Annotated in this window: 26 protein-coding genes; 5 read left to right on the top strand and 21 right to left on the bottom strand. The window is 41.8% G+C overall.

Annotated features, from left to right (window positions below):
- The first annotated feature begins 67 nt into the window (after positions 1-67).
- The 3 genes from HFA01_RS07575 (at position 68) to HFA01_RS07565 (ending at position 1528) form a co-directional block, all read left to right on the top strand.
- Positions 68-298, top strand: a complete 231-nt coding sequence (locus HFA01_RS07575) for a sulfurtransferase TusA family protein (RefSeq protein WP_089654675.1) — start codon at positions 68-70, stop codon at positions 296-298.
- 79 nt (positions 299-377) lie between these two features.
- Entirely contained in the window at positions 378-1154 is a 777-nt protein-coding gene (locus HFA01_RS07570; protein ID WP_146814824.1) for a sulfite exporter TauE/SafE family protein, read from the top strand.
- 188 nt (positions 1155-1342) lie between these two features.
- A complete protein-coding gene (locus HFA01_RS07565; RefSeq protein WP_146814822.1) occupies positions 1343-1528 on the top strand; it encodes a hypothetical protein in 186 nt (61 codons plus the stop codon).
- A gap of 98 nt (positions 1529-1626) precedes the next feature.
- Here the strand turns inward: HFA01_RS07565 and HFA01_RS07560 are convergent, their stop codons facing one another.
- The gene (locus HFA01_RS07560; protein WP_146814820.1) at positions 1627-3543 is read right to left on the bottom strand and encodes an LTA synthase family protein; all 1917 of its coding nucleotides are present in this window, start codon (positions 3541-3543) and stop codon (positions 1627-1629) included.
- 254 nt (positions 3544-3797) lie between these two features.
- On the opposite strand from HFA01_RS07560, the gene HFA01_RS07555 reads away from it, so the two are divergent.
- On the top strand, positions 3798-4370 hold the full coding sequence (locus HFA01_RS07555; RefSeq protein WP_146814818.1) for a biotin transporter BioY: 573 nt from the start codon (positions 3798-3800) through the stop codon (positions 4368-4370).
- 163 nt (positions 4371-4533) lie between these two features.
- Here HFA01_RS07555 and HFA01_RS07550 read toward each other — a convergent pair whose 3' ends face one another.
- The 7 genes from HFA01_RS07550 to HFA01_RS07520 form a co-directional block, all read right to left on the bottom strand.
- Positions 4534-6192, bottom strand: coding sequence for a b(o/a)3-type cytochrome-c oxidase subunit 1 (locus HFA01_RS07550; RefSeq protein ID WP_146814816.1), 1659 nt, complete (start codon positions 6190-6192; stop codon positions 4534-4536).
- Positions 6189-6662, bottom strand: a complete 474-nt coding sequence (locus HFA01_RS07545; protein WP_146814814.1) for a cytochrome c oxidase subunit II — start codon at positions 6660-6662, stop codon at positions 6189-6191. The genes HFA01_RS07550 and HFA01_RS07545 overlap by 4 nt, the downstream gene beginning before the upstream one ends.
- A 12-nt stretch (positions 6663-6674) precedes the next feature.
- The gene (locus HFA01_RS07540; RefSeq protein WP_146814812.1) at positions 6675-6800 is read right to left on the bottom strand and encodes a cytochrome C oxidase subunit II; all 126 of its coding nucleotides are present in this window, start codon (positions 6798-6800) and stop codon (positions 6675-6677) included.
- A gap of 739 nt (positions 6801-7539) precedes the next feature.
- The gene (locus HFA01_RS07535) at positions 7540-8883 is read right to left on the bottom strand and encodes a sensor histidine kinase (RefSeq protein WP_146814810.1); all 1344 of its coding nucleotides are present in this window, start codon (positions 8881-8883) and stop codon (positions 7540-7542) included.
- Positions 8880-9311: a GAF domain-containing protein gene (locus HFA01_RS07530; protein ID WP_146814808.1), complete on the bottom strand. Its 432-nt coding sequence runs from the start codon at positions 9309-9311 to the stop codon at positions 8880-8882. The genes HFA01_RS07535 and HFA01_RS07530 overlap by 4 nt, the downstream gene beginning before the upstream one ends.
- 13 nt (positions 9312-9324) lie before the next feature.
- Positions 9325-9981 carry a response regulator gene (locus HFA01_RS07525; RefSeq protein WP_146814806.1) on the bottom strand — a complete coding sequence of 219 codons (657 nt, stop codon included), beginning with the start codon at positions 9979-9981 and terminating at the stop codon, positions 9325-9327.
- Entirely contained in the window at positions 9956-10561 is a 606-nt protein-coding gene (locus tag HFA01_RS07520) for a hypothetical protein (protein WP_146814804.1), read from the bottom strand. Before HFA01_RS07520 ends, HFA01_RS07525 begins: the two co-directional genes overlap by 26 nt.
- Positions 10562-10704: 143 nt before the next feature.
- Between HFA01_RS07520 and HFA01_RS07515 the strand changes: the two genes are divergently transcribed.
- The gene (locus tag HFA01_RS07515; RefSeq protein WP_146814802.1) at positions 10705-10953 is read left to right on the top strand and encodes a DNA alkylation repair protein; all 249 of its coding nucleotides are present in this window, start codon (positions 10705-10707) and stop codon (positions 10951-10953) included.
- A gap of 28 nt (positions 10954-10981) precedes the next feature.
- Here HFA01_RS07515 and HFA01_RS07510 read toward each other — a convergent pair whose 3' ends face one another.
- From HFA01_RS07510 to HFA01_RS07455, 13 genes are all read right to left on the bottom strand, one after another.
- Positions 10982-12340, bottom strand: coding sequence for a hypothetical protein (locus HFA01_RS07510; RefSeq protein WP_146814800.1), 1359 nt, complete (start codon positions 12338-12340; stop codon positions 10982-10984).
- Positions 12340-13032 (bottom strand): ABC transporter ATP-binding protein, encoded by a 693-nt coding sequence (locus HFA01_RS07505; protein ID WP_146814797.1) that lies wholly within the window; start codon positions 13030-13032, stop codon positions 12340-12342. Before HFA01_RS07505 ends, HFA01_RS07510 begins: the two co-directional genes overlap by 1 nt.
- Before the next feature lie 144 nt (positions 13033-13176).
- Entirely contained in the window at positions 13177-13776 is a 600-nt protein-coding gene (locus HFA01_RS07500; protein ID WP_146814795.1) for a hypothetical protein, read from the bottom strand.
- 9 nt (positions 13777-13785) lie between these two features.
- Positions 13786-14973: a ParM/StbA family protein gene (locus HFA01_RS07495; RefSeq protein WP_146814793.1), complete on the bottom strand. Its 1188-nt coding sequence runs from the start codon at positions 14971-14973 to the stop codon at positions 13786-13788.
- A gap of 399 nt (positions 14974-15372) precedes the next feature.
- A complete protein-coding gene (locus tag HFA01_RS07490) occupies positions 15373-16335 on the bottom strand; it encodes a S8 family peptidase (protein WP_146814790.1) in 963 nt (320 codons plus the stop codon).
- A 1070-nt stretch (positions 16336-17405) separates the two neighbouring features.
- A complete protein-coding gene (locus HFA01_RS07485) occupies positions 17406-18761 on the bottom strand; it encodes a murein hydrolase activator EnvC family protein (RefSeq protein WP_146814788.1) in 1356 nt (451 codons plus the stop codon).
- Between the two features lie 53 nt (positions 18762-18814).
- On the bottom strand, positions 18815-19708 hold the full coding sequence (ftsX, locus tag HFA01_RS07480) for a permease-like cell division protein FtsX (protein ID WP_146814786.1): 894 nt from the start codon (positions 19706-19708) through the stop codon (positions 18815-18817).
- Between the two features lie 463 nt (positions 19709-20171).
- On the bottom strand, positions 20172-20453 hold the full coding sequence (locus HFA01_RS07475) for a hypothetical protein (RefSeq protein ID WP_146814784.1): 282 nt from the start codon (positions 20451-20453) through the stop codon (positions 20172-20174).
- A gap of 59 nt (positions 20454-20512) precedes the next feature.
- Positions 20513-21223: a cysteate racemase gene (gene cuyB, locus HFA01_RS07470; RefSeq protein ID WP_146814782.1), complete on the bottom strand. Its 711-nt coding sequence runs from the start codon at positions 21221-21223 to the stop codon at positions 20513-20515.
- A gap of 46 nt (positions 21224-21269) precedes the next feature.
- Complete coding sequence (locus HFA01_RS07465; RefSeq protein WP_146814780.1) at positions 21270-22817, bottom strand: Mur ligase family protein; 1548 nt, start codon at positions 22815-22817, stop codon at positions 21270-21272.
- A gap of 135 nt (positions 22818-22952) precedes the next feature.
- Positions 22953-24143 (bottom strand): carboxylate--amine ligase, encoded by a 1191-nt coding sequence (locus tag HFA01_RS07460; protein ID WP_146814778.1) that lies wholly within the window; start codon positions 24141-24143, stop codon positions 22953-22955.
- A gap of 724 nt (positions 24144-24867) precedes the next feature.
- On the bottom strand, positions 24868-25032 hold the full coding sequence (locus HFA01_RS18875; RefSeq protein ID WP_167506200.1) for a hypothetical protein: 165 nt from the start codon (positions 25030-25032) through the stop codon (positions 24868-24870).
- A gap of 274 nt (positions 25033-25306) precedes the next feature.
- On the bottom strand, positions 25307-26101 hold the full coding sequence (locus tag HFA01_RS07455; RefSeq protein WP_146814776.1) for an RDD family protein: 795 nt from the start codon (positions 26099-26101) through the stop codon (positions 25307-25309).
- Between the last annotated feature and the right edge of the window lie 14 nt (positions 26102-26115).

Here is a 26115-nt window from a genome sequence, read left to right as displayed (position 1 = left end):
AAACTCATGAGCCTGGGAATCCAGGCTCCCCTACAATCACTTAATAAACATTTGGAGGTATTCAATTATGAACGTTACAAAAACACTTGATGCAACAGGACTAGCTTGCCCAATGCCTATCGTAAAAACAAAGAAAGCGATGAAGGACATCGAAGCTGGAGAAGTTCTTGAAATCCACGCAACAGACCAGGGCGCAAAAGCAGACTTGACCGCATGGGCGAAGTCCGGTGGTCACGAACTTCTACAAACAGAAGAAGACAATGGTGTATTCAAGTTCTGGATTAAAAAGGGAGAATAATCAGGGATCACCTGATTGCCCCATTATGGAATAAAGGGAGCCTGTAACGGTTCCCTTTTTTATAGGAGGTAGACAGACTATGGAATTCGGATTAATCATCACGATCTTTCTTATCGGCTTCATAGGTTCTTATATATCTGGAATGCTCGGAATTGGCGGATCCATCATCAAATACCCGATGCTGCTTTACATCCCACCACTTGTAGGCTTTACCGCTTTCACCGCCCATGAAGTTTCCGGCATCAGTGCCGTGCAGGTCTTTTTCGCAACAATCGGTGGTGTATGGGCCTACCGTAAAGGCGGTTTCCTGAACAAAACGCTTATTATATATATGGGTGTCAGTATTTTGATTGGGAGCTTCATAGGTGGTTATGGATCAAGGTTTATGGCTGAAGACGGCATTAACATTGTTTACGGTGTTCTTGCTTTAATTGCGACCGTTATGATGTTTGTACCGAAAAAAGGTATTGATGACAAGCCCTTGGATGAGGTCACCTTCAACAAACCTCTGGCTGCTATTTTAGCATTGATCGTAGGAGTAGGAGCAGGCATTGTCGGTGCTGCCGGAGCTTTCTTATTAGTACCAATCATGCTTGTTGTGCTTAAGATCCCTACACGGATGACGATTGCATCTTCTCTTGCTATTACATTGATTTCATCCATCGGAGCGACAGTCGGAAAAGTGACGACAGGCCAGGTCGAATACTTCCCAGCTGCAATCATGGTTGTGGCAAGCTTGATCGCCGCACCACTAGGCGCCATGGCAGGAAAGAAAGTGAATACAAAGATTCTGCAGACCGTTCTAGCCTTATTAATCTTAGGAACAACAATCAAAGTCTGGATGGATATCTTTTAATACTGAGCATAGAAAAAGAGCAGGAGTCTATAAGGTTCCTGCTCTTTTTCTATGCTTGTGTCCAGATCCATCCCCATGAACGTTAGTCCTCCAAACTTTGTTTTTTCATCGTCCCCCTGCCGCATTTACCATAAAATGGATTAACAAACACACGGAGGGGTACAGAATAAAGAGATAGGAGGGAAAAGATGAGCTCAAAATGGAAGGTACTAATCTTCATCATCGCCGGACTGATTTTAATTGGTTTTTTCATTTATGACTTTATATCGGGCGATATCGGCTACAGAACGGGAAAATTAGCCGTGGTCATCTCCATTGTCATTTACATTCTCTACACGGTTTTCTCTAAGAATAAAAAAAGTAAACTGGACTAGATCAGCTTTGCCTTTTTTGAGGTTCTCTTCCACAAAAAACATCTAGGTGTTGTCACATAAAAAAACCTCTCTCCTTTAAAAGAAGAGAGGTTTTTTTATTATTTTTCTTGTTTATTTTGATTCGGTTCAGTACTCTCGCTTTGGACCATCTCGGTTTCATCAAGGTAGCGCAGCAAGTCTCCATAGATAATTGAATCAGACATCTCTAATTCCTCTTGAGCCTTCTCAAATCCTTCATTACAAAGATCAGCTTCCAGCTCTTCCCCAGTCTCACGATCGTAGCAGGTTCCTTGAATACCCACATGTTGTTCGCTTGCAAAGTTACCATCACGAGTAACCATCAATTGGCGACGATTTTCATCAAGCAGATCGTGGCCGAATTGGATTGGATTATCATCTTGAATACCTAACAAATTTGTCAGTGTTGGACGAAGGTCGACTTGACCACCAACTGTATGGTTTTTCTCCGCGTCAATTCCTTTTCCGTAAATCAACATTGGAACACGCTGCAACTGGAACTGCTCATAATCGTTAATTTCTTTATCTAAATACTCGCCCATCGCTTTTTGGTGGTTTTCAGAAATACCGAAGTGATCACCATAGATGACGAGAATCGTATCATCATAAAGCTCTGAATTCTTGAAGTCTTCAACGAATTTCTTCAACGCTTCATCCTGATAACGGATCGTTTGGAAGTAACGGTTCAACGTCCCACTGCCCGTCTCCCCTTCTTCAATGAACTTTTGCTCTTCAGGTAGTGTGAATGGATAGTGGTTCGTCAACGTAATCATCTTTGAGTAGAAAGGTTTTTCCATCTCTTTCATCATGTTCAATGAATCCTCAAAGAAATATTCATCCAAGTAACCCCAGCCATGAGATTTTTCCGGAGTGACCGTGTAATCTTCTTTGGAGAAATATTCGTCATAGCCAAGAGAATCATACATCACATTACGGTTCCAGAATGTTTTATCATTCGCGTGCATGGAGTTGGTAAAATAACCATTCTCTCCAAGTAAACCTGGAAGTCCTTCATATTCATTCGATGAATGAGTGAAGAAAACAGCCCCACGGTTCAATGGATACATGGAGTTCGCAAGCAGAAACTCAGAGTCTGACGTCCGCCCCTGTTTCACTTGGTGATAGAAATTATCAAAGTAGATGCCTTCTTCTTTCAAGTCGTTGAAATAAGGAGTTAATTCTTCGCCATGCAATGTATTGTCGACAACAAATGTCTGTGTACTTTCAAGAGAAAGCATAATGACGTTTTTACCTTCGGCGACACCTTCTAAACGGTCGCTATCTTCTGTTTTATTTTCGTTCAAATAGTTGATGACTGGTACAAGTTCGTTACTGTCCGCCAACGTTTTTTTCATCTCGGTTTTTCCCTGCAACACTACATCATAGACGTGATAATTGATGACACCGATATACTTCACGAGCATATTACGATCGAATGTACGCTCTAAAAGATCCGTACGCTCCTGTTCTGCCCACTGTAAGTTAATCATGAACAAAGGAATAGCAACAATAGCAAGAACGATTCCTTCCCAGCGCTTAGGCTTGAATGCCTGGAACCGTGAAGGCTTCAAGTAGAATAATAGAAAAGCAGCAATGAGAACATCTACAAACAGCAAGGCATCAACAGGACTCATAATCGTTGTGATACTGCCTCCTAAGTCTGCGAGGTTCGCCACCTGGTTTAACATCGGGATTGTAATAAAATCATTATATTCTCTATAAAAGAGAACATTTACGTATAAAAGAATGGAGCCTAAGATATAGGAAACGAACATTCCCCGACGTCCAGCCAGCAAAATCCCCAATCCGAATATGAGAAAAATACTGCTCAGTGGATTAAATGCCAGAATGCTTGCCTCATTGGAATTTTCCACATTCAGTGAAAAGATGCTTGTCTGTATATAATTCATTTTCAACCAGAAAAGTCCGATAACCAAAAGGTAGACTAGTAGTTTCAAACCAGTTTTTTTGTTGATATATTTATTGTTTGTAAACATTGTAAAACCTCCGTTAATTTTACATTACCCTATTCTACCTTATATCAAATCTTTTTTGTACCACCTTATAGATAGTTTAAAAACTCTGACACATTTGCACCTTTTATATCAATGATTGGTTAGAAAAAATGAAGCTCAATACCTATGCTTCCACCATATTTCCTATATAAGGAAAAACAGAGTGAAACTCTAACGCAACTCCTCTCTTTTATGTTAACTTATAATTATAAATGGTTAACAAAGGAGCAGAAGTCATGTCATCACAAAGTAAACGATTGAGATTCATTGTAAACGGAGCATTGTTTGCCGCACTGACAGCCATTATGGCGCAAATTGAAATCCCGCTTCCCATAGTTCCAATCAGTGGACAAACCTTAGCCGTCGGCCTCACAGCTACTATTCTAGGAAGCAGACAAGGAGCTGTTGCAATGGTTGGGTACGCGGCTTTAGGGGCTGTTGGACTTCCTGTTTTCGCAGGATTCAGTGGCGGAGCCCAAGTTTTGTTAGGACCAACCGGAGGCTACATATTCGGCTTCATTTTAACAGCATTCATCACCGGTTACATTTTAGAGAAGACGGCCTTTAACTTGCCCATGGCTATCGTTGCAAATGTGACAGGTATGATCATTACATTGATATGTGGAACCATTCAGTTAAAGTTTGTCCTTGATATGACTTGGAACCAGGCCCTGGCCGCTGGTGTCTATCCTTTCATCGCTGTGGGACTTATAAAAGCATTTCTTGCCAGCTGGATTGGCATTATCGTCAGAAAACGACTGATTCAGGCAAGATACATTAAAGAAGACACCCATCCAGCAGCCTCGTAAATTGATATTTCCTGGGAAATGAAAAGAACGCCGTGATTAGTCACGACGTTCTTTTTTATTCCTCTGTTTGTAGATCTACAAGAATGGTACTGACAATAATAAAAAGCGGAATGCATGCGACTGTAAATGCAAATGCGAATGACACGGTATTCCCTCCTCTCTCCTACCAGGTCTGGAACCTTCCCGAACCAGGTGGTGCATGTTGGATAAGATCCGCCAAAGGAATCGTGTAAGCGATAGCGATGAGTACAAAGGCGATTCCAACCCACAGTTTCCAATTTTCCAAAAATCCAGGTGTGGCAGATACATCACTTGATGCGATCGGAAACGTTTCTGCTTGGTGAACATCAGCCTTAGGCGCTATCCACCATAATTGAATCACAATGTATATCAGTAAGGAGGCCGACAGAAAGAGGATAGCCCCTCCGACAGCCATCGTCACATGATTGGATAAAACTCCATCAAACCACGCCAGTGCATCATCATGCGCATATCCTGTATAAGCGGTTCGTCTTGGCGCCCCCATCAATCCCAGTACATGTTGGGCCGTGCTCATGAGAAGCATCCCCACCGACCATGAAATGATTTGAATAAAAGCGAGCTTTTGTAAGGCCTTCGTAAGACGTCGTCCGCTCAAGTAAGGGATCAACCAGAACGTCAGGCCGAAGAAGGTCATAGCTACAGGTGTGCCGACCGTGATATGAAAGTGGCCCACGACCCATAGTGTGTTGTGGATCACTTCATTCATTTGAAAACTTGCATTGATAATTCCACCTGCTCCGCCAGGAATGAAGAAAGCCATGGCGATAAAGATAGAAGTAAATCGAACATCCTTCCATGGTAACTTGCGGAACCATCCAAACAAACCTTTTCCACCAAGTTCTCTGCCTCGCAACTCAAACGTGGCAAACATGGAGAAAGCTGTCATGAGAGATGGAATAATAACCATAAACGTCAAAACTGTTTGTAGAAACTTCCAGAAACTTGCAATCCCCGGCTCTGTCAACTGATGGTGAAAACCGACAGGAATCGAGAAAAGAATAAACAGAACGAACGATAGACGCGCTAGAGAATCACTAAAGACTTTTGTACCAAGAATTTTTGGTACAATCACATACCACGCCATATAGGCAGGAAGTAACCAGAAATATACGAGTGGATGACCGAAATACCAGAACAATGAGCGACTCAATTCAACATTAATCCCTTCCACCCATCCGAATGCCCAAGGGATAAACTGAAACAGCACAGCAGCTACAACCCCTAGACAGGCGATGATCCACATGATAAGAGTAGCGACTGTCATGAAAGCGAATAAAGGACTGAATTCTCCTTTGTGCTGTTTCCTCCAAACCCTATAATGGCCAATTAAAGCAAAACCCTGAATCCATGTACCGATGACAAATAAGGCGAGTCCGACATAGAAAAGGCCGTGAGCTTGTAAAGGAGCATAAAAGGTATAAAGAACAGAGGCCTGGCCTCCAATAACCATGGTGACAACCAAAAGAGTCCCTAAGGAAGTTACAATAAAGCCAATCCAATTCCATAAAAGTACTTTACGTCCGAATGATCCAAGCGTCCGACTCATCCCCGCCTGGAAAAAGGCAAAAATGAAAAATGTCGTAAAGACGATCGCTAGCAATAACCCATGAGCTGTTAACACTTGGTAATAATCCAGCCAACCTGGTAACGTAAGAGCGTCATTCCTGATGAAGACCTGAAGCAGACCACAAAGAGTCCCTATCAAGAAAGCGGCATAGGCAAAACCTAGGTTTGCGAGGGCCAGTTTCCGTTCGCCTTTTGCTATTTGTCCGACTATCATTGTTCAACCACCTCGATTTCTGTACTCATAAAATGGTGGCCGGATCCACAATACTCATTACAAATGACCAGATACGTACCAGGTTCTTGGAACGTATGCTTTTTATGGTTAATCTCACCCGGCACGACCATCATGTTCACGTTTGTCCCGACAACAGAAAAACTGTGAACGACATCTGAACTTGTAACTGTAAATAGGATCTCTTTTCCAGCAGGCACTTGAACCGCTCCAGGGTCGTACCCGAAAGCTTTGCCTACCATGACCACTTCATAGGTGCCATCCTCTTTTTCATACACGCCTGGCTGGTCGAAAGGGGCCGTTTCAGAAACCTTATCAGGATCAATTTTCATATGCCCTCCCGATGGTGTATGTCCCTGATGGAAGGCACTGACGCCAACGACAGATAAAAAGATAATGAGTGCCATAATACCGAAGATCAGCCATATTTTTTCGTATTTGTGTAAATGCATGCCCTTCCCCTCCTATAACCTCTGGATATATAAAAAGTAGACGCTTACCCACATGAATATAATGATGGTTCCTACACCCAGAACACTCACAAGTGTTCCCTTCAGGTTCGTTTGATCCTCCTGTTTTTTCATAACCATCCCGCCCCTCCCATTTGCTTCCTTTGATCTGCTTTTATTGTATCGAGCACAGTTGAAATTAAATATTGGGGAATCCCCTCATCTTAAAAAGCGAAATCCCCTATTCTTTTTTCTTTATAAAATCGCTAAACCAACCAGAACCTTAAGGGTAGATGTGAGAAACGATCCCCTTTACCAAGCTGGATTGTCTTCCGCTATCCCGATTGTTAGAAGCGTAAAACGCTCTGTATCGAGCTATCAGAGTTCAAATACCTAGGCATGGGAGTTTTAATCTTATACTCCAATCAAACGGAATAGCTGTTTATTCTGGAAGTGGTTTCGAGACACTGATATAGCAAAGGGGCGGAGGGGAATGGCGAGACTCCTAATTTATTTAAGTGTGCAGGCGCCTTGATCAGCGGCGTATGGACTGTACTGAGCTGACGGTGATAAAGGAAAAACGAAGAACGGAGTGATTCGTTGTTGACTTATCGTACAGAAGCGAGGGAAGTCTCACTAGCCGCTAGGCGCCGGAACCGGATAACAAAGAGGAAAAGAGTGCTAGGTGAGACCCCGCAAGGCGTCAGCCTGAGGAGGTTTATCGCGCTCCCGCGGAAAGCGAGCTATTCCCCGTAGTCCCCATTCACTCAATAAAAGTCTCGAAACTGAGCCTTCAACAATTCTGCCATTTAGTTTAATAACTTTTCTAAATGACCAGTAATTTTAAAACCTTACATAAAAAAAGAAGCCTGATTCATTCTCAGACTTCTAAAGGTATGTTCACTTTAATTGTAGTTCCTTTGTTTTCGGCTGATGAGATGGAGAGTGACCCACCGACGGCACGGGCCCTTTCTTCCATGCTGAACAATCCGACACCTTTATGGTTGTGACTAACCGAGAACCCGTTCCCTTCATCGGAGATCTCAATAAAAATAACACTCTCTACTTCTTTTATCAGGACCTCGGCCTCATCCACCCCCGCATATTTCCTTACATTAGTCAGCGCTTCCTGAATAATTCGGTATATGCTTGTTTCAACATTAGGGGACAAGCGACAACGGACGTATGATTGAAATCTCACATTCAATCTATATGAATTTTCCAATCGATTGATAAATGAGCGTACGGCAGGCATTAAACCGAGTTCATCAAGAGTGGATGGCCGGAGCGACCAAGACATATCCCTTACACTTTGAATTAGGCGGCTGATGTCTGTGGTCATCTGGTCAATTAATGGGTGCGTGTGCGTATATTCTTTCTCCAGCCTTTGAACGGTTATAAGCAGGCTATACAATTCCTGGCCGATTCCATCATGCAGCTCTCTTGATACATGCTTCCGCTCATTTTCCTGTACATCAATAATTTTTGTCATCATTTGTTGGAGCTCTTGTTCCACGCGCTTCCGTTCTGTGATTTCATTTCTTATAGCCAAATATTGATAGGGCTTTCCTTTTTCATCTAAAAAAGGAACAATCGTTGTATCAACCCAATAAAAAGATCCATCCTTTGCTCTGTTCCGAATTTCTCCTTTCCATACATGGCCGGTACCAATGGTACGCCACAACCCCTTAAAAAAATCTTTGGAGTGGTATCCGGAGTTTAAAATACGGTGATCTTGCCCAATCAATTCTTCCACGTCGTACTTCGATATCTCTGAAAATTTTTTATTAACGTACCTTATCCTTCCCCTTTTGTCCGTTAAAGCGACAATGGAAGATTCATCTAACGCATACTTAATATCAAGAAGTTCCTTGAATGGTTCATAACTTTCGCGGTCAAGGGTGCTTCTTTCTGCAAGATTTTGAATCGTAATATAAAAGTAGCGAATACCTGAAGCAATTGAATCGTGAACAACTAAGAAAACCGGAGAGGGGTTTTCCCCCTGCGGAGTAATATAATGCTCTAGAAGGACGCCTTTTTCACAGTTATGTAGATCGTCGAGGGACAGGTGAAGAAACAAATCTTCCAGCACCGCTTCCTCCCGACTTCTTTGAAATAATTCTTCAGCCCGATCATTCAAGCACGTTACAACGCCGTCTTCTCTTACTATCAGAAACCCTTCCCTACGGGCGGGAAGAATAGGTGAAAGTGTTTCCTTTTTCATTCCACCGCCTCCCTTTCTTGAAAATAAGTTTGGAAATAAAGTGACAATCCGTCACAAAGATCCTTGTCTGGCAAAGCGTGAGACGCACGGTATCCGATAAAAAGCACGGCGCCGAATAGTGATGGATTAGCGATTGGAATTGCTATAAAAGCTCGTATTTTTTCAGATAATACAATAGGATACTCTCGGAGCGGCAACGGTAAATTTTCAACATTTTCACACCTGAAAGACGTCCCTGTTTGCAAAACCCTTCCAGCTACCCCTCTTCCGTAAATGACACTCATTCGTTTATACCGTTCATTCAACGGGTGGTCGGCATACGTCCACCTGACCCCCTTGGAGGGGGAATGAAACTCTGCAATAGCAACTAAGGAAGCCTCTGTCTCTGCAGCGACTTTTGCACAAAGTTCTTCTAATGATCGTCTCACTCCTTCAGCCCCTTTACAGCGAATATCCAAGCAACCCTTTCTTCCATGCATACTCCACCAATTCAGGCCGGGTTTTAAGCTGCAATTTTTCCATTACATGCGCCTTATGAGCTTCGACCGTTTTCACACTTATGACCAGTTTTTCAGCGATATCCTTATTCGCATATCCTTTGGCAACCAAAGCCAACACTTCTCGTTCCCTATCCGTCAGCAAACGATAGGTATCTGACGTTTTACCGTTTTTCAGTTTCTTCATATAATCGTCCATTAACCGTCTCGTCGCTGATGGATAAAGGTAAGCGTCTCCTTCTGATACTTGACGGATCGCTTTCAACAGCTCTTCATGAGGAGCATTTTTCAAAATACATCCGGATGCACCAAGTTCAATAGCCCGAAACAAATACTCTTCATCGTCATGCATCGTCAAAATAAGGATGTGCGTATCAGGGAAATGCTTCTTTATTTCTGATGTTGCCGATAACCCATCTTTCCCGTGTGGCATTGACAAATCCATCAAGACAACGTTCGGCCGCTTTTCCTCTACTTGAGCAAAAGCTTCATCACCTTCTGAGGCTTCACCTGCGACGACAAAACCATCGACCGCATCTAGGAGCATCCGTAATCCAGATCGGACAACGGCGTGGTCATCGACAATCACAATGGAAGTCATCATCATTCCCCCTCTTCTTAAAATAGATCCAAAACCACAGCCCTGACCTCTGTTCAATTTTTAATTCCATACCTGTCCTTTTCTGTATAAGACGTAGAAAACCCTCCTCATCGACATTGACCTGTTCATGTGGGGAAAGGAATTGGAACGTTGCCGACTCCTCTTCCAAATGAATGTCGATTGCATCAGTATCCGCATGCTCAATGATCAAGAGGATGGTTTGTTGAATCAACCGGAATAGAATTCTTTGATCTATTGAAAAGGAGCCGTTTTCAGTCAAAAGCCGCACGGTTACTCCAAACCGATTTTCTATTTCCTTACTAAATTGCTTCACGGCAGGAATGACCCCTCTTTGCGCAAGAGATAAGGGGGTGGTCTCATTGGATTTACTTCTCATATCATCAATAATATGTGTCAACAAAAGAGCGAATTTCGCCCCCCCACTTTCCTGGTCCATTTGATGGAGCAGCCCTGTCAAAAGGTGACTATACCTTTCATGAAGATCATAAGATAAATCATGTAACATCTTTTCATACATATGGATGAGTTCATCCGCTTGAAGTTTTGTTGTCTCCTTCATCTGATTCCACCTCGATCACACGTAATCTTAGCTTCATGATACCTTCTAAAGCACAGAACGGATATTAGGGCATTCCCTGATTTTCACAGTCCTGTTCATATTTTTTTAAAACATGGAGAAGGTAAGAATGGAGGTGGACAAACATGCAGCCATATCTATGTCCCAATTGCAAGACCAACCGCTCCCGTTTTAATGTAATCGAACAGGAAGCAAAAGCTGTAAAAATGAATCCAAGAACAGGTGAACCAGATGAGGGGTACTCATCAGAAAACATGGACCCTTTTCATATGGCCTACAAAGGACCGCAAGTAAGAGTCCAATGCGGAGCGTGCGGTTTAATTGAAGATGAGAAATCTTTTATCGCTTTCGCCGAGCATAATCGCTTGGATTGATCCTCTGTAATGAACCAGAGGGTCTTTTTTATGAGATCAACTCTTTCCGTATCGACCGTCCTGGCTTGAAAACGACCAGGGGTACCCCGAGCAAAAATAAAGGATGGTACACTCCAGCTCCGAGTAAAATCAAACCCGCCACTCTTCTCCACTCTTCACGATAGAAGTTTTCCTTTTGGACCATCATCATACGTTCGTTGATCACTTGTGCAAGATCTACATAAACGAACAAGATGATTGCGATCAACTGCATCCCGATAGCAACAAACGATTCACCAAGAATCATTTGAATACTGAAAAAGCAAATGACAACAGGAAAAAAACCAATATAAGCCCAGTTTATATAGCTGGTTTTACAGCTTTCCTCCTCAAACGGCATGGAGTGGAATACATTCTCCACATCTGAAAAAAGCCCTCCTGCTACTTCATGATAAACAACAATAGCAATGGGTAGCGTAAACATTAACATCCAATCAACCCTCATGGGAATGACAAGTATAATTAAACAAACCGTGGGGATCGTTTTCCAGATTACATCGGCCGATCTTTGAAGATACCCGGTCCATATCCTTCCATAGAGATGCTGCACAGAATAATGACGGCCTCTCTTCTTTTTCCAAATCGACTTGGTGATCCCAAACCTTTTTGGTGGTTTGATCTTCACTTCGGTGAAATAGCCGACCAACCACATATTCCAAACACGCGCATCATTGATATCGATGATTCTCCCCCAATCCAAATCCTCCTTGCGCATGAAAAGCAATAAAAAAAGCACAGATATGCCTAGGTAGAGGAGCAGGACAGGATAGTCAAAGAAAAATAAAATGGAAAAGATGGCGCTGAATAAGATCACACTCATTTTGTATATGGAAGGCAGCGAAAATAATTTCCATTGTAACCATAAAGATAAAGGATAACTAAGAAAAAGAAGCGATACCCAAAGAACAGCAGACTCCCATGACATTAAAACAAATGCAAACGGAAGGGGGACGACGATGATAATCAGAATTTGAAGGATGTACTTTTCTAAAAACAGATAGTTGACGAGTGTCTTCCTTGAGTGAGGCAAAAAACTAAGCTGAAATTCTGAGGAAGTAAAACGAATGCCAGGGTCTGTAAAGGAGGTAATCGCCGCACTAATGACTGCCAGCAAAGGTAGAAACAAAGCGTAAGGAGCTATGATTCCTCCCCTTCCATCCAGGACAGTGAGTAACTGTTGCAGCCAGTCATAACCGATGAATAAACAAAAAATGATGAACAGTCCACTATAAAAGACCATAACGGGATCAACAACCATATTGTATGTTTGTTGATAAAGATCGATCTTTTTCTTCCACCTTTTCTTTCTCAGCCACTTATAAACGGAATATGTCGTCCTTGGTTCCATCATGTCGACCTTCTTTTCAACTCGTGAAATTCCGACACGTCTCCTGAAGAAGAAACCTTCCCTTCTACAAGCATGACATAGCGGTCGGCAAGTTCAGACACCTTATCCAGTTGGTGGGTAGTCAATACAATACTCGCCCCTTCAGTTTTCTTCCTTACTAACTCTTCCTCAAGAAAGCGTCCGGCATACACATCGAGACCCATGAAAGGCTCATCTATGAATAATACGGGCACATCAGGGATCAGCGCACAAATCGTTTGAACTTTTTGCCTCATTCCTTTAGATAGCGCTTCCGGATATTCATCCAACTTTTCCTTCAATTCAAATCCTTCGGTATAGGTTTGTATACGGCTCGCAAAAACGTCTTCAGGAACACCATAACTCTTTTGATAAAGTTTAAAGTGGTGATAGACCGTTAATTCGTTGAACAAAAGAGGTTCTTCGGGTATGTATGTAAAATGCCTTTTGTACCCTTTGTAATGCTTGTCCTGGTCATGCCCAGCAATGGATAATGTTCCTCCATTTTTTTCTCGCGAACCGATCATCGTTTTCATCAGTGTTGATTTTCCTGCGCCATTATGACCAACCAAAGCCATAATTTCATTTCTTTTCACATGAAAACTTATATCCTGCAAGATTTTTTCTTTTTGGATATCGACACTGCAATTCTTAACGTCTAACACCACTCCCATGCCAACACCTCCGTCTATTTTGATTTCTTTACGAGTATAGGCGGGAAATAGTTTCAATTTTCATCCAGGTGATTGTACTGATGTGTGTTTTTTAAAATTAGTCAATAAAAATAAGCCCTCTCCGCTTATACGAGGGGCTTATCATCATTTATTCATTCTTGATAAAAAGTCACCAAGCAAGTCGTCATCATCTTCTTCTTGGACATCTTCTTCTCGTTGTTCCTGAAAGTCAGCTTGGAAATTGTCTAGATCCAGGTCATCCAAGTCATCATCTCCGTCTACCTCAAGTGGGGTTTCCGGCAAAACAGCTTTCTCCTTCTCAGGCTCAACCTCTGTTGGAACCTGTGTTTCTTCCTCTGTAGCCGCCTCTTCTTGAAGGTATAGCGCATCATCAATATGATAGGCATTGCTATTTAACGACGCAAGTAAAGTTGTTGCCCTCACAGGATCCATCATAAGCTGATAAAGGATGCTGCCGATGAGAGCTTCAGAGTGTTCGTGTTTAATCCAACTTTTTTGCTCTTTTGTAAGAGCTTTGGGAAGCGGGATCGTCACGGTTTCCTTATCTTTCGTAAAGGACTGGTTCACTCCATCAAGGACGAATTGAGCGATCTTACTTGAGAAATTTCTACGTTCCTTCTCTTTCAACTGGGACAGCTGTTTCAACAAATGATCCGGTGTGTCCGAGGGGACCCGGAACGTAATGGACTGGCCCCTCTCCACACTTTTTCTAGAAGAACTCATTCAATCACCTTATTTAGAAGATCCGGCTTTTTGTTCTACTTTTTTATTGGACTTGTCTTCTAACTTGGAGTTCTTGCGGATATAGTCAGAAATAAGTTTGTAATAAGCATTGGCCATCATCCAGATGCTTTCATTTTCATCTTCAAAAAATTCAATGTTAAAGCCATCCAGTTTGTTGTTCAATGTCTTAATATAGTCCTTCAATACAGCTGAACCGCCACCTACGAAGTAGCAGATTTCAGACTGGGAATTTTTCTGCCATACATTTCTCAAATAACGGTATTGTTTCTTCGCCAGTTCAAGTAAAATGCGGTCCGTAATGTCGTGCACATTTGTACGGCTTCCTCGAACCATAATGTGGTGACGATCATTTTTACGCGTGATGATATCGACGACGTCACGACGGCTGTCTAGTTCAACCCCATGCTTCGTAAGGATCTCGTCACGGATCATCTCCAGTGATTCTGACACTCCCAAGTTGAATCCCTGAGCTTTGTCATCATCCACGTTTCGGTTTCTAATCACGGCGATATCCGTAGAAAGACCACCGATATCCTGGATCAGGATTTGTTTATCGACTAACTCTTTATTAATAATGTTCAAATCATTATCCATGACAAGGTTTACATAAGCAGCAAATCCTTCTGGATAAACTTTAACCTCATCAAACTTGATATTAACTTTCATTCCTTGGTATTTCGGTGTGACTAAAAATTCAACCTGGTGTACAGAACCAAGAAGTTGGGAGCGGTAACCCACATCTTTTCCTTCTTTAACTTCACGTAATGGTAATCCTGTACCAAGTGTATAATTCGCTTCAATCACATTGTTTTTAGCTGACTGCGCATCTTTGCCAGTTACAGCGTCCATAGCAAGAGATGCAAACAACATAATTAAAGTTTGATCTTCTTCTGATTTGTAACTGCCGGGATCCAACTCAGCAGAGTTAGTCGTCTTCGTAGCTAGATTCCCTACACGATAAATCGCATTATTTTCACGCAAAGCAGGGGAATGCACTCGAATATGTAGATTATCGAGTGGATCCTTATCATCTAGATCTTCAATTCCGATAACCGGACGGTCCTCAAGGTCTCTAGCGACCACATTAGGGATATATAAAGAGGATTCCAATTTTCCAAAGTTCGCCTTCACGGCATCATTACCAACATCAACAGCTGCAATTCTCGATTTTGTCATTAAACAGCTCTCCTTTTCTTTTGCTAGATTTGACCTCACCTTACTTTAAATCTATTAAACAATCAGAAAATAGTCAATGCGCCTTTTTACGTGTTCATAATTGTGTACTTGATTACAACACTGTGTGCATGTACACAATATTGCACACAAGCCTATATAACAGCATGTGTACTTCTTTGCACACTTGCATACATAATTGAAAACATAACGCAAACACTTTTGCAAACATGTGTACATTTATGTAAACTTGCATTCAAAAATGTACACAACAGATGTTTTTCCATTGTTATACTATTTTCGACACAAAATCACGGTCTTAGTTTCAATGGTATTTTCTAAATGGCGGACTTTATATGCACAAAAAAAGAGAGGTGAATTACCTCTCCGATAAAAGTATGGTTATGTGATGTAAGTACTGAATAACTCTTCTAATTTCTTTGTCAATGCCAAGGTCATCAGCCCATTTCCTTCAGCCGTTTTAGAATGACCTAACGGAGTTGTCCGCTTAATAAGTTGTGAAAACACTTCAGATTCGGACATTCTCCTCTGAAACTGGGACTCTACTAAAGGAATGATTAATGCAAGACCACCAGAAACATGTGGGGTTGCCATAGAAGTGCCTGATAAGCGAGCATATTTACCTTCAAGATAGGTGGAGAGGACATTCACACCAGGGGCAACAAGATCAATTTGGTCATTTGTGTTCGTAAAGGTGGCCAACCGTCGACTTTCATCCACTGCCCCTACTTGGATGACTTCATTATAAGCTCCGGGATAAGCATATTCCATCGTATCTTCCCGTCCATCCCCTTCATTCCCTGCAGCACATACCACAGAGACTCCTTCAGAAATGGCCTTCAAGATAGATTGTTTTAATTCTGGTGTGTCATCCGGTCCTCCAAGAGACATGGATATCACTCGAACACGCTCATTGTTCTCCCCTCTCCATTGAACCGCATAATCAATAGCATCTGTAATCCACTGATACTGCCCACTCCCCTCTTCTGAGAGCACCTTAAGAATTAGAAGTTTCGCTTGAGGTGCAACACCGACGACACCTTCTCCGTCTTCCTTAGCTGCTATGGTACCTGCTACATGAGTCCCATGTCCGTTATTATCCTGATAATTTTCTGGATCCCCATTATGATCGTCGGTAAAGTTTCGTCCCCCTACAATCTGTCCTTGTAAGTCTGGATGATCACTCTGACAACCTGTATCAATAACAGCTATAACACTGCTTTCTCCTTGGTGTGTCTCATCCCATAAACTTTGAGCCTCTACCATATGCACACCTTTAGGGACTTCATTCGTCGTATCCAAAATTGCATCCATTCGGTAAGGAATTAATTTCATTCGATTCATCATCTTCCTCCTTCATTTATAAACTGCAAACTGGAAGACTGGTCATGAAGAATGATCTTCTTTAAGTATAACACCGAACGTATGTTACGTTCACAATATAAGGAAAAAGAGGACTTATATACGATAAACTGTACGATTTATTGACTAAACATTCTTAACAGCACTTGTTATATAACATGAATAAGGTATAATAGACATCACTAGTTCTTTATAAAGAACACATTCGAAGTGGGAGGGGTTATTTCTTGATCATGAAATTGTGTACACACTGTCAGAGAGCATCCTACAGTAGTAGTAATACCGGACCCTGGAGTTGTCCTATTTGCAACGAAAACCTCACTCATTCGGCACCTATTCCTATAAAGGCTAAAGAGCTTCATACACCGAAAAAAAGAGTCACCCAAGCTTATACCAAAAGCAAGGCAGCTTTATAAAGGAATCTGCTGTATCATCAATTGAAAGCACTGTGGGTTTTTAGAATTATTAATTCGTTCAACAGAAGAATAAATGATGATGCAATAACGTCGGTAGTTTCCATAGTTATACACATGTGAATAACTGATAAGGAGAGCATGCTCAGCTTCCCTAATAACAGAATTTCCACAAATCCTTAAGATCCATGTTAGTTCCGAGGTCTTTAAAGAGGGGATTAAAGATACAAGGTTCTGCGAGGGTGGAGTGATGGACTTTGTATAGTAAGTACAGCACTAGCACCTTAAAGGGGTATAGAAGGGAAATCATAGGCTTGCGAAGTTCACATAAGAGGATCCACATTGTCCTGAGATCCCCATTAGGGGAGGTCATTAAACCTTCCTTGTGAGTCCTGTTAAGCTGAGTGTGTTACAGCAGTACGATACTATTCCCATAGTTATACTAAACACTTGTCATCCAATCCCAAATTAAACACATCAATCATACTTATAAGATCAAAATAAGTTCGGTTACCTTTACATCCTCCCCCTCTCCACACTTACTGAAATGCTGAACATCTAATACATAGAAATACAAAACGAAAAAACCGATGGAAAATCTTTATGATTTTCCATCGGTTTTTTTATAAGAATATGCTTTTATGGCAAGTATTTACGTGGGTTTACAGAATTAGAACGGGCTCCGTTCCAGCTTCCTTCATGAATTTCAAAGTGAAGGTGCTGCCCTGTAGAAGCTCCTGTACTACCCATATTACCTAAGAACTGACCTCTGGATACTGATTGGCCAGATGAAACACCAAGTCCACTTCTCATATGAGCATATACCGTCGTAAATGTTTGACCATTAATACGGTGAGAAATCATTACTACATACCCGTAGCTTGATGAGTAATTTGCACGGATGACAGTACCGTCTGCTGCTGCTCGGATAGGTACTGTACCACCTGCTGCTTGATCTATGCCCGAATGTAATTTAGGGACTCCAGTAATAGGGTGAATACGATTGCGGTCGTATTCAGATGTAACCCGGGCATTTGTCGGCCAGCTAAATAGTGAACCACTATTGGAAGAGGAAGAGTCACTTGTAGAGCTGGAGCTGGAATCGGAACTAGAATTAGAACTTGAGTTATTGCTGCTGGTATTTGAAGAACTAGCTTTCTTTTCAGCTGCTGCTTTTTCAGCGGCCGCTTTTTCAGCTGCTCTCTTTCTAGCTTCTTCTTCCGCTTTACGCTGTCTTTCGCGCTCGATTTCCTTCTGGATAGCAGCTTCCTGCGCAGCAAGAGTTTCCTGTTCTTCCTCAATATCCATCACATGGTTATGCGCAAGTTCTTCATCATGTTCAAGACTTTCCATAAGTTCGTTTTTCTCTTGTTTCTTCTGGTCGAGTTCTTGTTTCAAAGCTTCTAATTCCTGAAGCTTTTCCTCAAGGGATGCCAGTTCTTCTTCAACTTGTGCTTTTTTCTTTTCTACTTCTTCTTTATCTGCTTTATGCTGCTCTAAAATTTCTTTATCCTGATTAGCAATCGTATTTAGACTCATGACACGCTCTAAAAAGTTACCGAAACTTTCAGCGCCCATTAAAACGTCCAGATAATCAATGGCTCCACCGTTTTGGTGCATGGATTTAACGCGTTCCTTTAAAAGCTCATCACGCTCAGCGATCCTTTTTTCAAGTTCCGCAATTTCTGCTTTTAACTTATCGATATTTTCTCTGGTTTGCGCAATTTCATTTTCTTTTGTTTCAATCTTGTTCATCGCTTCCATCACTTGTTTGTCCAACTGAGCGATTTCTGCGTTTACCTCTTCTTGTCGCTGTTGTAGCTTTTCTATTTCTTCCTGCTTTTCCTGCTTTTCTTTTTCTATTTCAGACTGCTTGGAACGGTTCTCCTCTAATTTCTCCTGGTTAGTTTCTGCGTTAACTGTATGAGAGTAGAGTGGGAAACCGGATAGAATAAGACTGACGGTCAGAGCGGCTGTTAAAAATCTCAACTTCAAACTTTCTTCCTCCCCCGAATCCTTACCTTTTTATTTTTGGTAGTTCAATAGATTTAAACTTTTAAATACTTACGAATCGATGTGAAACTTCCCCATAAGCCAATGACAATACCCATCAGTATTAGCAGTGCGGATACTTTAATTACAAACGGGTACACAGGCAGTAATTGAATGGGCAATGTCGGGTATCTGGTAGTCACTTCTGTGTAAAGGTAGTCATACCCGAACACAACAACCGCGATCGGTATAAGTGATCCAAAAACACCTATCATTAATCCTTCAAACAGAAATGGCCAGCGGATAAACCAATTTGTCGCTCCGACCATTTTCATAATTTCGATTTCTTTCTTACGAGCAACGATTGTAATTCGAATCGTATTAGCAATTAAAAACATGGCTGTGAAAAGCAGACCAGCAATGATCGCAAGCCCTACATTACGGGCCACATCCATGAAACTAAAAAGACGCTGAACAGTTTCTTTGGCATATTCAACCTTGGCTACGCTATTAAAATCTTCAATCGTCTGCGCGACAGTGATCGTATCTTCAGGTTCCACCGTTTTGACGATGAAAACATCATTCAATGGGTTTTCATCCTTTAAGGATTCGAAAACTTCTCCATCATCGCCAAGACTATCAATAAGCTTGTCCAAACCTTCTTCTTTGGACTGAAACTCTACTGAAGAGACTGCTGATACTTCTTCAATTTTGTCCTTTAAGGCTTCACGACTCTCATCTTCTGCCGTTACATCTATAAAGACGCGAACTTCCACATCTTCTTCGATCTGTGATGCAAAGTCATTTAAATTCAAAAGCAATGTGGCGAAAACTCCAACCAGCAACAAGGTAACAGTCACAGCTGATATTGAAGCTATGGACATCCATCTATTTCTGGCTAAGCTTTTTACGCCCTCTTTTCCGTGACGACCAAATGTCTTAAATTTCATAATATTGGTCACCCCGTGTAATCCGTTCAATCTTTACACTGTATAGAACGGTATCCCTCAGAACATAAGGTGCTGGACTGCTGTGATGCAGATCGAACAATTTATATCACTTCCTACTAAACTCTCATTTTGTAAATCTATGTTGTCTGTTGTATGTACTTTAAGTCGTCTGTTGCATTTTCCTACCTCATTATATCAAAGATATTCGCTAAATAAAGACAAATTATTATTACATTTGTGTTTCAATTCATAACAAAACACACGTATGTTTGTCTTTTTTGTCGACAAAATACGACCTTAAATAGTGACCCAACCAGGATTAAAGGCTTAGGTTAATAGATTCAATAATGTCCTTCCAAACTCATTGAATTCATCTAAATTTCACTCTAAAAAAGTAGATATAGTTGAATATCAAAAAAAGACAAAAAAATAAGACAATCCTTTTAGAATTGTCTTCATTTGCTTAATTTTTCATCTTCTTTAAGGCCTCCAACTCACGTTTGAGTCGGAAATTTTCTTCACGGATAGAGTCCAGACTTTCAGGTTTTTTTCGAATTGGTGATAAGTGGACTTCATACCATGATTTTTTTAAAGCATCGTTGACTTCACTCGTTCTTCTTATGATGGCTGCAGGATAATGGGACTTCAAGTGAGATACTTCTTTTTCAGAAAGCCTTAATTCCCTGAAGGAAATCCCCTCTTTGAAGGACTCTGATAAAAACTGCTCAAACTCACTTTTAGACATGATAGGCACCCCTTCTGAAGAATGGTTCTTGTTACAAATATAAGAAGGGGCTAAGCTTTTCATGACTTTTGATAAACAGTTTCTTTTACGACGACGTTTGCAACGACTTCCATAGGGTCGATCAGAGGAACAGGAAGGTGGTAAGGTTTCAACACGAGACCAATTTCCGTACAGCCTGAAATAATCAACTCTGCCCCATTGTCCAACAATTCCTGAGAAGCGTCTTTCAGTAGTTGGAGGGGTTCTCCATCCGTGTTCCCACTTTTAATTCCGTTATCCCCATAGATGGATCGCATCACTTTTTCATTCTGAGTATAGGGTGTGGGAGCAATCACTTCTAAATGATCGAAATACTTTTGGAAAAGTCCGGTTTCCAAAGTACCGGTCGTGGCGAGCACCCCGATTTTTTGTACGGTTGGATAATGATCCTGGATGAACTTCTTCAGTTCCAAGAACGCATTCAGTAATGGGAAAGACACAGCCTTTTGGACTTCTTCAATGAAGTAATGGGCGGTCATACATGGAATACACGCCACATCCACTTCGAGTTTTTCTAAATTCTTTGCAGCATGGATCATTTCAGGAACAGGGTTTTCCCCTTTTCCTGCAATAGCTTCTGTACGATCAGGAATTTTCGCATTGCTGTCTATGATCACTCGATAATGCTCTTGATCATTGCTTGCATCCGTCGCTCGTATAATCTTCATATAACATTCGGCGGTTGCCTCAGGTCCCATTCCCCCGAGTATGCCGATAATTTTATCATTCACTGTTATGCCTCCTAACGAAAGACCGGGACCTTGCTGTAAGATTTAGTCAGAGAATTCCTGCTACTCTGTTTTTCAATGGCTTGAACAATTTCTCTTCATCCATTTCCGGACGTGTCTTGTTTAACTGTTCCAGGGCGATTTTCGCTCCAGCGTCCATCCCCTGACAACCTGCTAACAAGACCACATCGTCTTTTTCTGCTTCCGAGAGCGCATGATGGATGGCATCATCCAACTCTTTATACAAGTCTACATGGATGCCTGCTTCCTCCATCATTTCCTGGAAGACACGCAACTCTTCATCCGTTACCCGGTCTTTTTCATCCACATGGGAATGGCTGACGGTTGCAATCACTTCAGTCAGTCCCAATTTAGGCGCCCATTCCACAATGGCTTTTGCATTTTCTCTGTTTACTGTGATTCCTCGGCTTCCGCGAATCGCATAGACGAGTTTAAGGTTTGAATATTCCATTTGCTGCAATGTGCTCAAGGTTACGTTGATATTTCCATAGTTGGCGAAGTGGTCGTCCAAAATTTTAATATCATCCTCAAAGACCATCTCAAAACGTCGTTCTACACCACCAAATCCTTTTAATCCGGCTTGGATCGTTGGAATCGGTACCTCATTCAACAACCCTGCAGCGATGGCTACCATGGAATTGTACACAGAGTGATACCCTGGTGTGGCAAGCTCTATAGAGAACTCCTGTGGCTCATAGGTTGTCCCTTCTACGCTAAATGGCTTACGGATTTCGACCGTGAATTTAGCTCGCCCTGTGGAAAGATCCAAGTCTTTACATACTAGATCTCCATCTCCTGTTTCTACGCTGAATGTGAGTACATTGGCTTTCGTTTCGTCGATCAAGGACGCGGAATAAGAATCATCAAGGTTCAGAATAGCCCATTTATCTTCACCCGCATTGCGAATCAGGCTTGCTTTGCAATTAAAGTATTCTTCAAAAGAACCATGAAGATCGATATGCTCACGGCTGATATTGTTTAATGTAACAATATCAAAGTCCACACTCCCCACTCTGCTTAAATCAAGGGCAGAGGAGGAAACTTCCATTGTCACATGGGAAACATCCTGATCTCTCATTTGGGCAAAATAATGATGCAGGTCGAGCGACTCCGGTGTCGTAAGCTTTGTAGGCTCAGAGTAGTCACCAAACTTGACCACGACCGTTCCGATCAAGCCTGTTTTAAGTCCATGCTCTTCAAGAATGGCATTGGTCATAAATGAAGTGGACGTTTTCCCGTTTGTCGCTGTAATTCCGATTGTTTTCATTGCATTCGAAGGATGGTTATAAAAAGCATCACTGAGCGCTGCCAGGGCACGTCGGCTGTCTTTTACTTTATATTGAGGAAGGTCTTCCCAATCAGATTGATAATCCTCAACCACAATAGCAGACGCTCCATTTTTTATGGCCTCCGCCACATAACGGTGTCCATCTGTTTTGAAACCTTTAATACAGACAAATACGTCTCCCTGTTCTACATTTCTTGAATTGTATGCGAGTCCTTGGACGTCCAGGTCTCTATCATTCCATGACTCAAGTACATCGATGAATGATAATAATTCGTTTAGCTTAGCCATTCTTATCTACCTTCCCTGCGTTGTTTTCGCCTGTTCTATTAAAGTACCTATGAGCTCCGTACATAACGTTCGATTATTGGTTAGCCTTTCCAACGGTCCGTCAAATCTATTCTTCAGACTAAGTCGGTGTGTAATTTACTTGCTTTTCCTAGTGACTTTGTTCACCACCAGATTCGCCAACTTTTTCCCAAAGGAGAATGCTGGTTTTGGATCTTTCGGGTCCCAAATGGCATGGGCTTTCGGCCTGAAATACGACATCAACACTTTCTGAGGAGAGAGTTGTCCAGTCTTAATGTATTCTCTGACGGCCAGAAGGTCCTCATAGGCATACCAAAAGACAAGGTTCTGATCTTCTTCCACCGCTTTTGGCTCCACAGGTTCCCCAATCAAATCTTTATAAGTAATATAAGGGATGTTTATGCCTGTCTTTTGTAATAGGTGGTTTAAGTTCGTAATACGGACATTGATTTCAATCAAATAATATTGTCCGGTTTCCGCGTCCTTTTTGAATTCAATTTCAGCGAAACCTTTATACCCGATTCCTTCTAAAAACTTCGCACCGAGTTCGTAAAGTTCCGGTACATATTTTTGCTGGGTGTAGACAGATGCTCCGTAATTCACAGGGAATTGACGCAGCTTTTGGCAAGTCACCCAGTGCGTCACTTTGGAGTTTTGATCCAGATACGCATCGAAGGTGTACATATGGTCATCAAAACCAGGAATAATTCGCTGGACGATGACTTCTATATTCGCTTCTTTCGCTTGTTCTACTTTTTCTATTAATTCTTCTTTATTATGAACTTTGAAAAGCTTCCTTCTAAATTTAGAAACAAAAGCTGGTGAATCAACCGGCTTTACGAGACAAGGGTAATGGATTTCGTCTTCCACTTTTTGTACAAGGTTCTCATCATCCACTTGAACCGTTTCCGGAACAGCTACTCCGTGCTGGGATGCCAGCGTGTGGAGGGTGCCTTTGTCCATTATCTTAGTATATAACCCTTGTTCGGTTTGAGGAATAAGGAAATATTCCCTTAATTCCGGCAGATACTCATCCACGAACTCCACATACGGATCGGCTGTCGGAATAAGTACAGGGGCATCGTCCTGTTTTTGGGCATAGTCAATCAAGAAAGTCTTCAAACCTTCTGGGTCCTCCTTATAGTGAGGCCCGATCAATGCTTCTGAACAATATTTGGACTCTAGCCCGTAGGCACCTTCCCAGTCATAGTCCACTGCTGCAACATGAACATCATGAATACCCAGACATCTAATCGTACTCAATCCAATATAATAGTTCGCTCCTAGAACAACCGCTTTATTCGCCATGAGATATCCCCTTTTCCATCTGTTGAATTGTACTTGAAAATATATATAGAACTCGTATTTATTTTGGTTGTTTTCTTTCTTTATGTAAACATATCTATTTTACCACAAACAGGTACCTAACAAAACGTAAACCCCTATACCAAAGACAACCATAGTCCAAGTCACCCTCTTCGTTATTAAAGTAAATGGCAGGATTGTGGAAGACTTGATTTCGAGACTTTTGGGGGGGCTTAGGGGCTCCGGGAAAAGGTTCGCCCTTTTGCCATATGAGGTTCTCGAAATTCCTCTAATAGACTGTCGAGTCCTGTAGTGAAGATCTGCTCAGCCAAGCAGTTATAGGGTCTTTTTAACCAAAGATCCTACACGAATAAGCGTGGAATCAAGGTCTGGGAAACGTCCGCATGAAAAGCGAATGGAGACACGAACGTGTGTTTTTTTCTACTAACTCATCCAAAACACTGCAAATCGTCTTTTTCCTGACCCTGTATCTATGGCAAGGAAGTGTCATCCATTATTTCAACCAGGCCAAGCTTCCCTTAAGGGTGCGAGGTATGTGCTCTTCAGCCTCCCGCGGAAAGCGAGCTATCCCCCGCAGCCCCCATCCACTCAACAAAAATCTCGAAACTGAATCTTCCACAATAGGGAGCTAACCTGCAAGGTGCAAAGTTCGGACTAAAAAAGAAAGTGGCACCTTTTTATGAGGGGCCACTTTCTGTTGAAGTATTTATTTGAATGTCTGGTGGCTGAAATCGACTTCAGCTGGAATTTGGTCTTGTTGAATGGTAGGGCTTTGGATTTTCTTAAAGCGACGAACAACTTTATCGATGGCATATAAGACAAGGAACGTAAGCAGAACGGTTAAAGACAACACATAAAGAGATGTAAGCATAAGCTGTAATCCCCTTTCCTCTTTATATTTTCAGGTAGGAACAAACATAACCTCCCCCGTGGATAAGCCCGTTCATCCGCCTGTTTTTGATTAAATCCTAGTATATAATACCAAATTCTACACTGAAGTAAATATATTTTCGTAAATTCTTCTATATTCAGTAGAATACTTATAAATTCAAACGTACACATAAACATCAACAACGTGGAAACTTTCTTCTAGCCATAAAAAATAGCCGCTTCCCCTCCCGGAAAGCCGGCTTTTATTTTCTCCTTTATAACTGGAATTCCCACTCTTCTTTTATCTCTATATAAGCAGCATAAAGTCGAGTAGCTAACTCATCTTCACTCTTTGCTCCATCATCCAACCCGAGTTTAGGAAGAAGGATTTCAGCAACCTCCCTGGTCATGGTGTTTTTTTCTGCAGGTTTTAGTGTCGGGTACCGATGAACATAGGTTTTTAACAACGTCCAATCTTTTTTCGTAAGGCTTTGTCTTTCCCAGTCTCCAACGATTTGCTGATCCGATTTCAGTCCCCGGTTTTCAATCTCTTTCTCAACGAGCGTTTGTTTCTTTTTCGAGCGTTGTTTTTTCCTTTCATGGATGACGATCGTTCCACCCACAAGATCACCCAGTCTTTTATGCTGAGGATGGAAGAAAACCATCAACATCCCAATCAGATAATAAAAAGGAAGCATATCAATGATTCGTAATAAATTTCGAATCATTATGGATAGGACAGTTGCTTTTCCTCCATCTTCTTTGACGACTCGGAGACCAAGCATCATTTTCCCCAGTGTTTTCCCCCCGCTGAACCATTCGAATAAGAAGAAATATCCCCATTGAATGCCAAATAAGACAAGGATAACAAAAGCGATGACCCAGCCTCGCCCTTCCAACATGAAGTCTAAATGGTTTTCTGTAAAAATGAGAAGCGCAATCATTCCACCATATAATAAGCCTAATAGAATGGAGTCGACGATTTGAGCCGCTCCCCTGCTCCCTAAGCCTGCCATTTGAAAATTTAAGGTCACGTGTTCCGGTGTCTTCACTCTCCACCTTTCCTCCATCTTCTTCCACCTTT

It is taken from the genome of Halobacillus faecis, from assembly GCF_007991335.1.
Taxonomy (GTDB): Bacteria; Bacillota; Bacilli; order Bacillales; family Halobacillaceae; genus Halobacillus; species Halobacillus faecis.
This window is presented reverse-complemented; position numbering and strand designations above follow the sequence as displayed.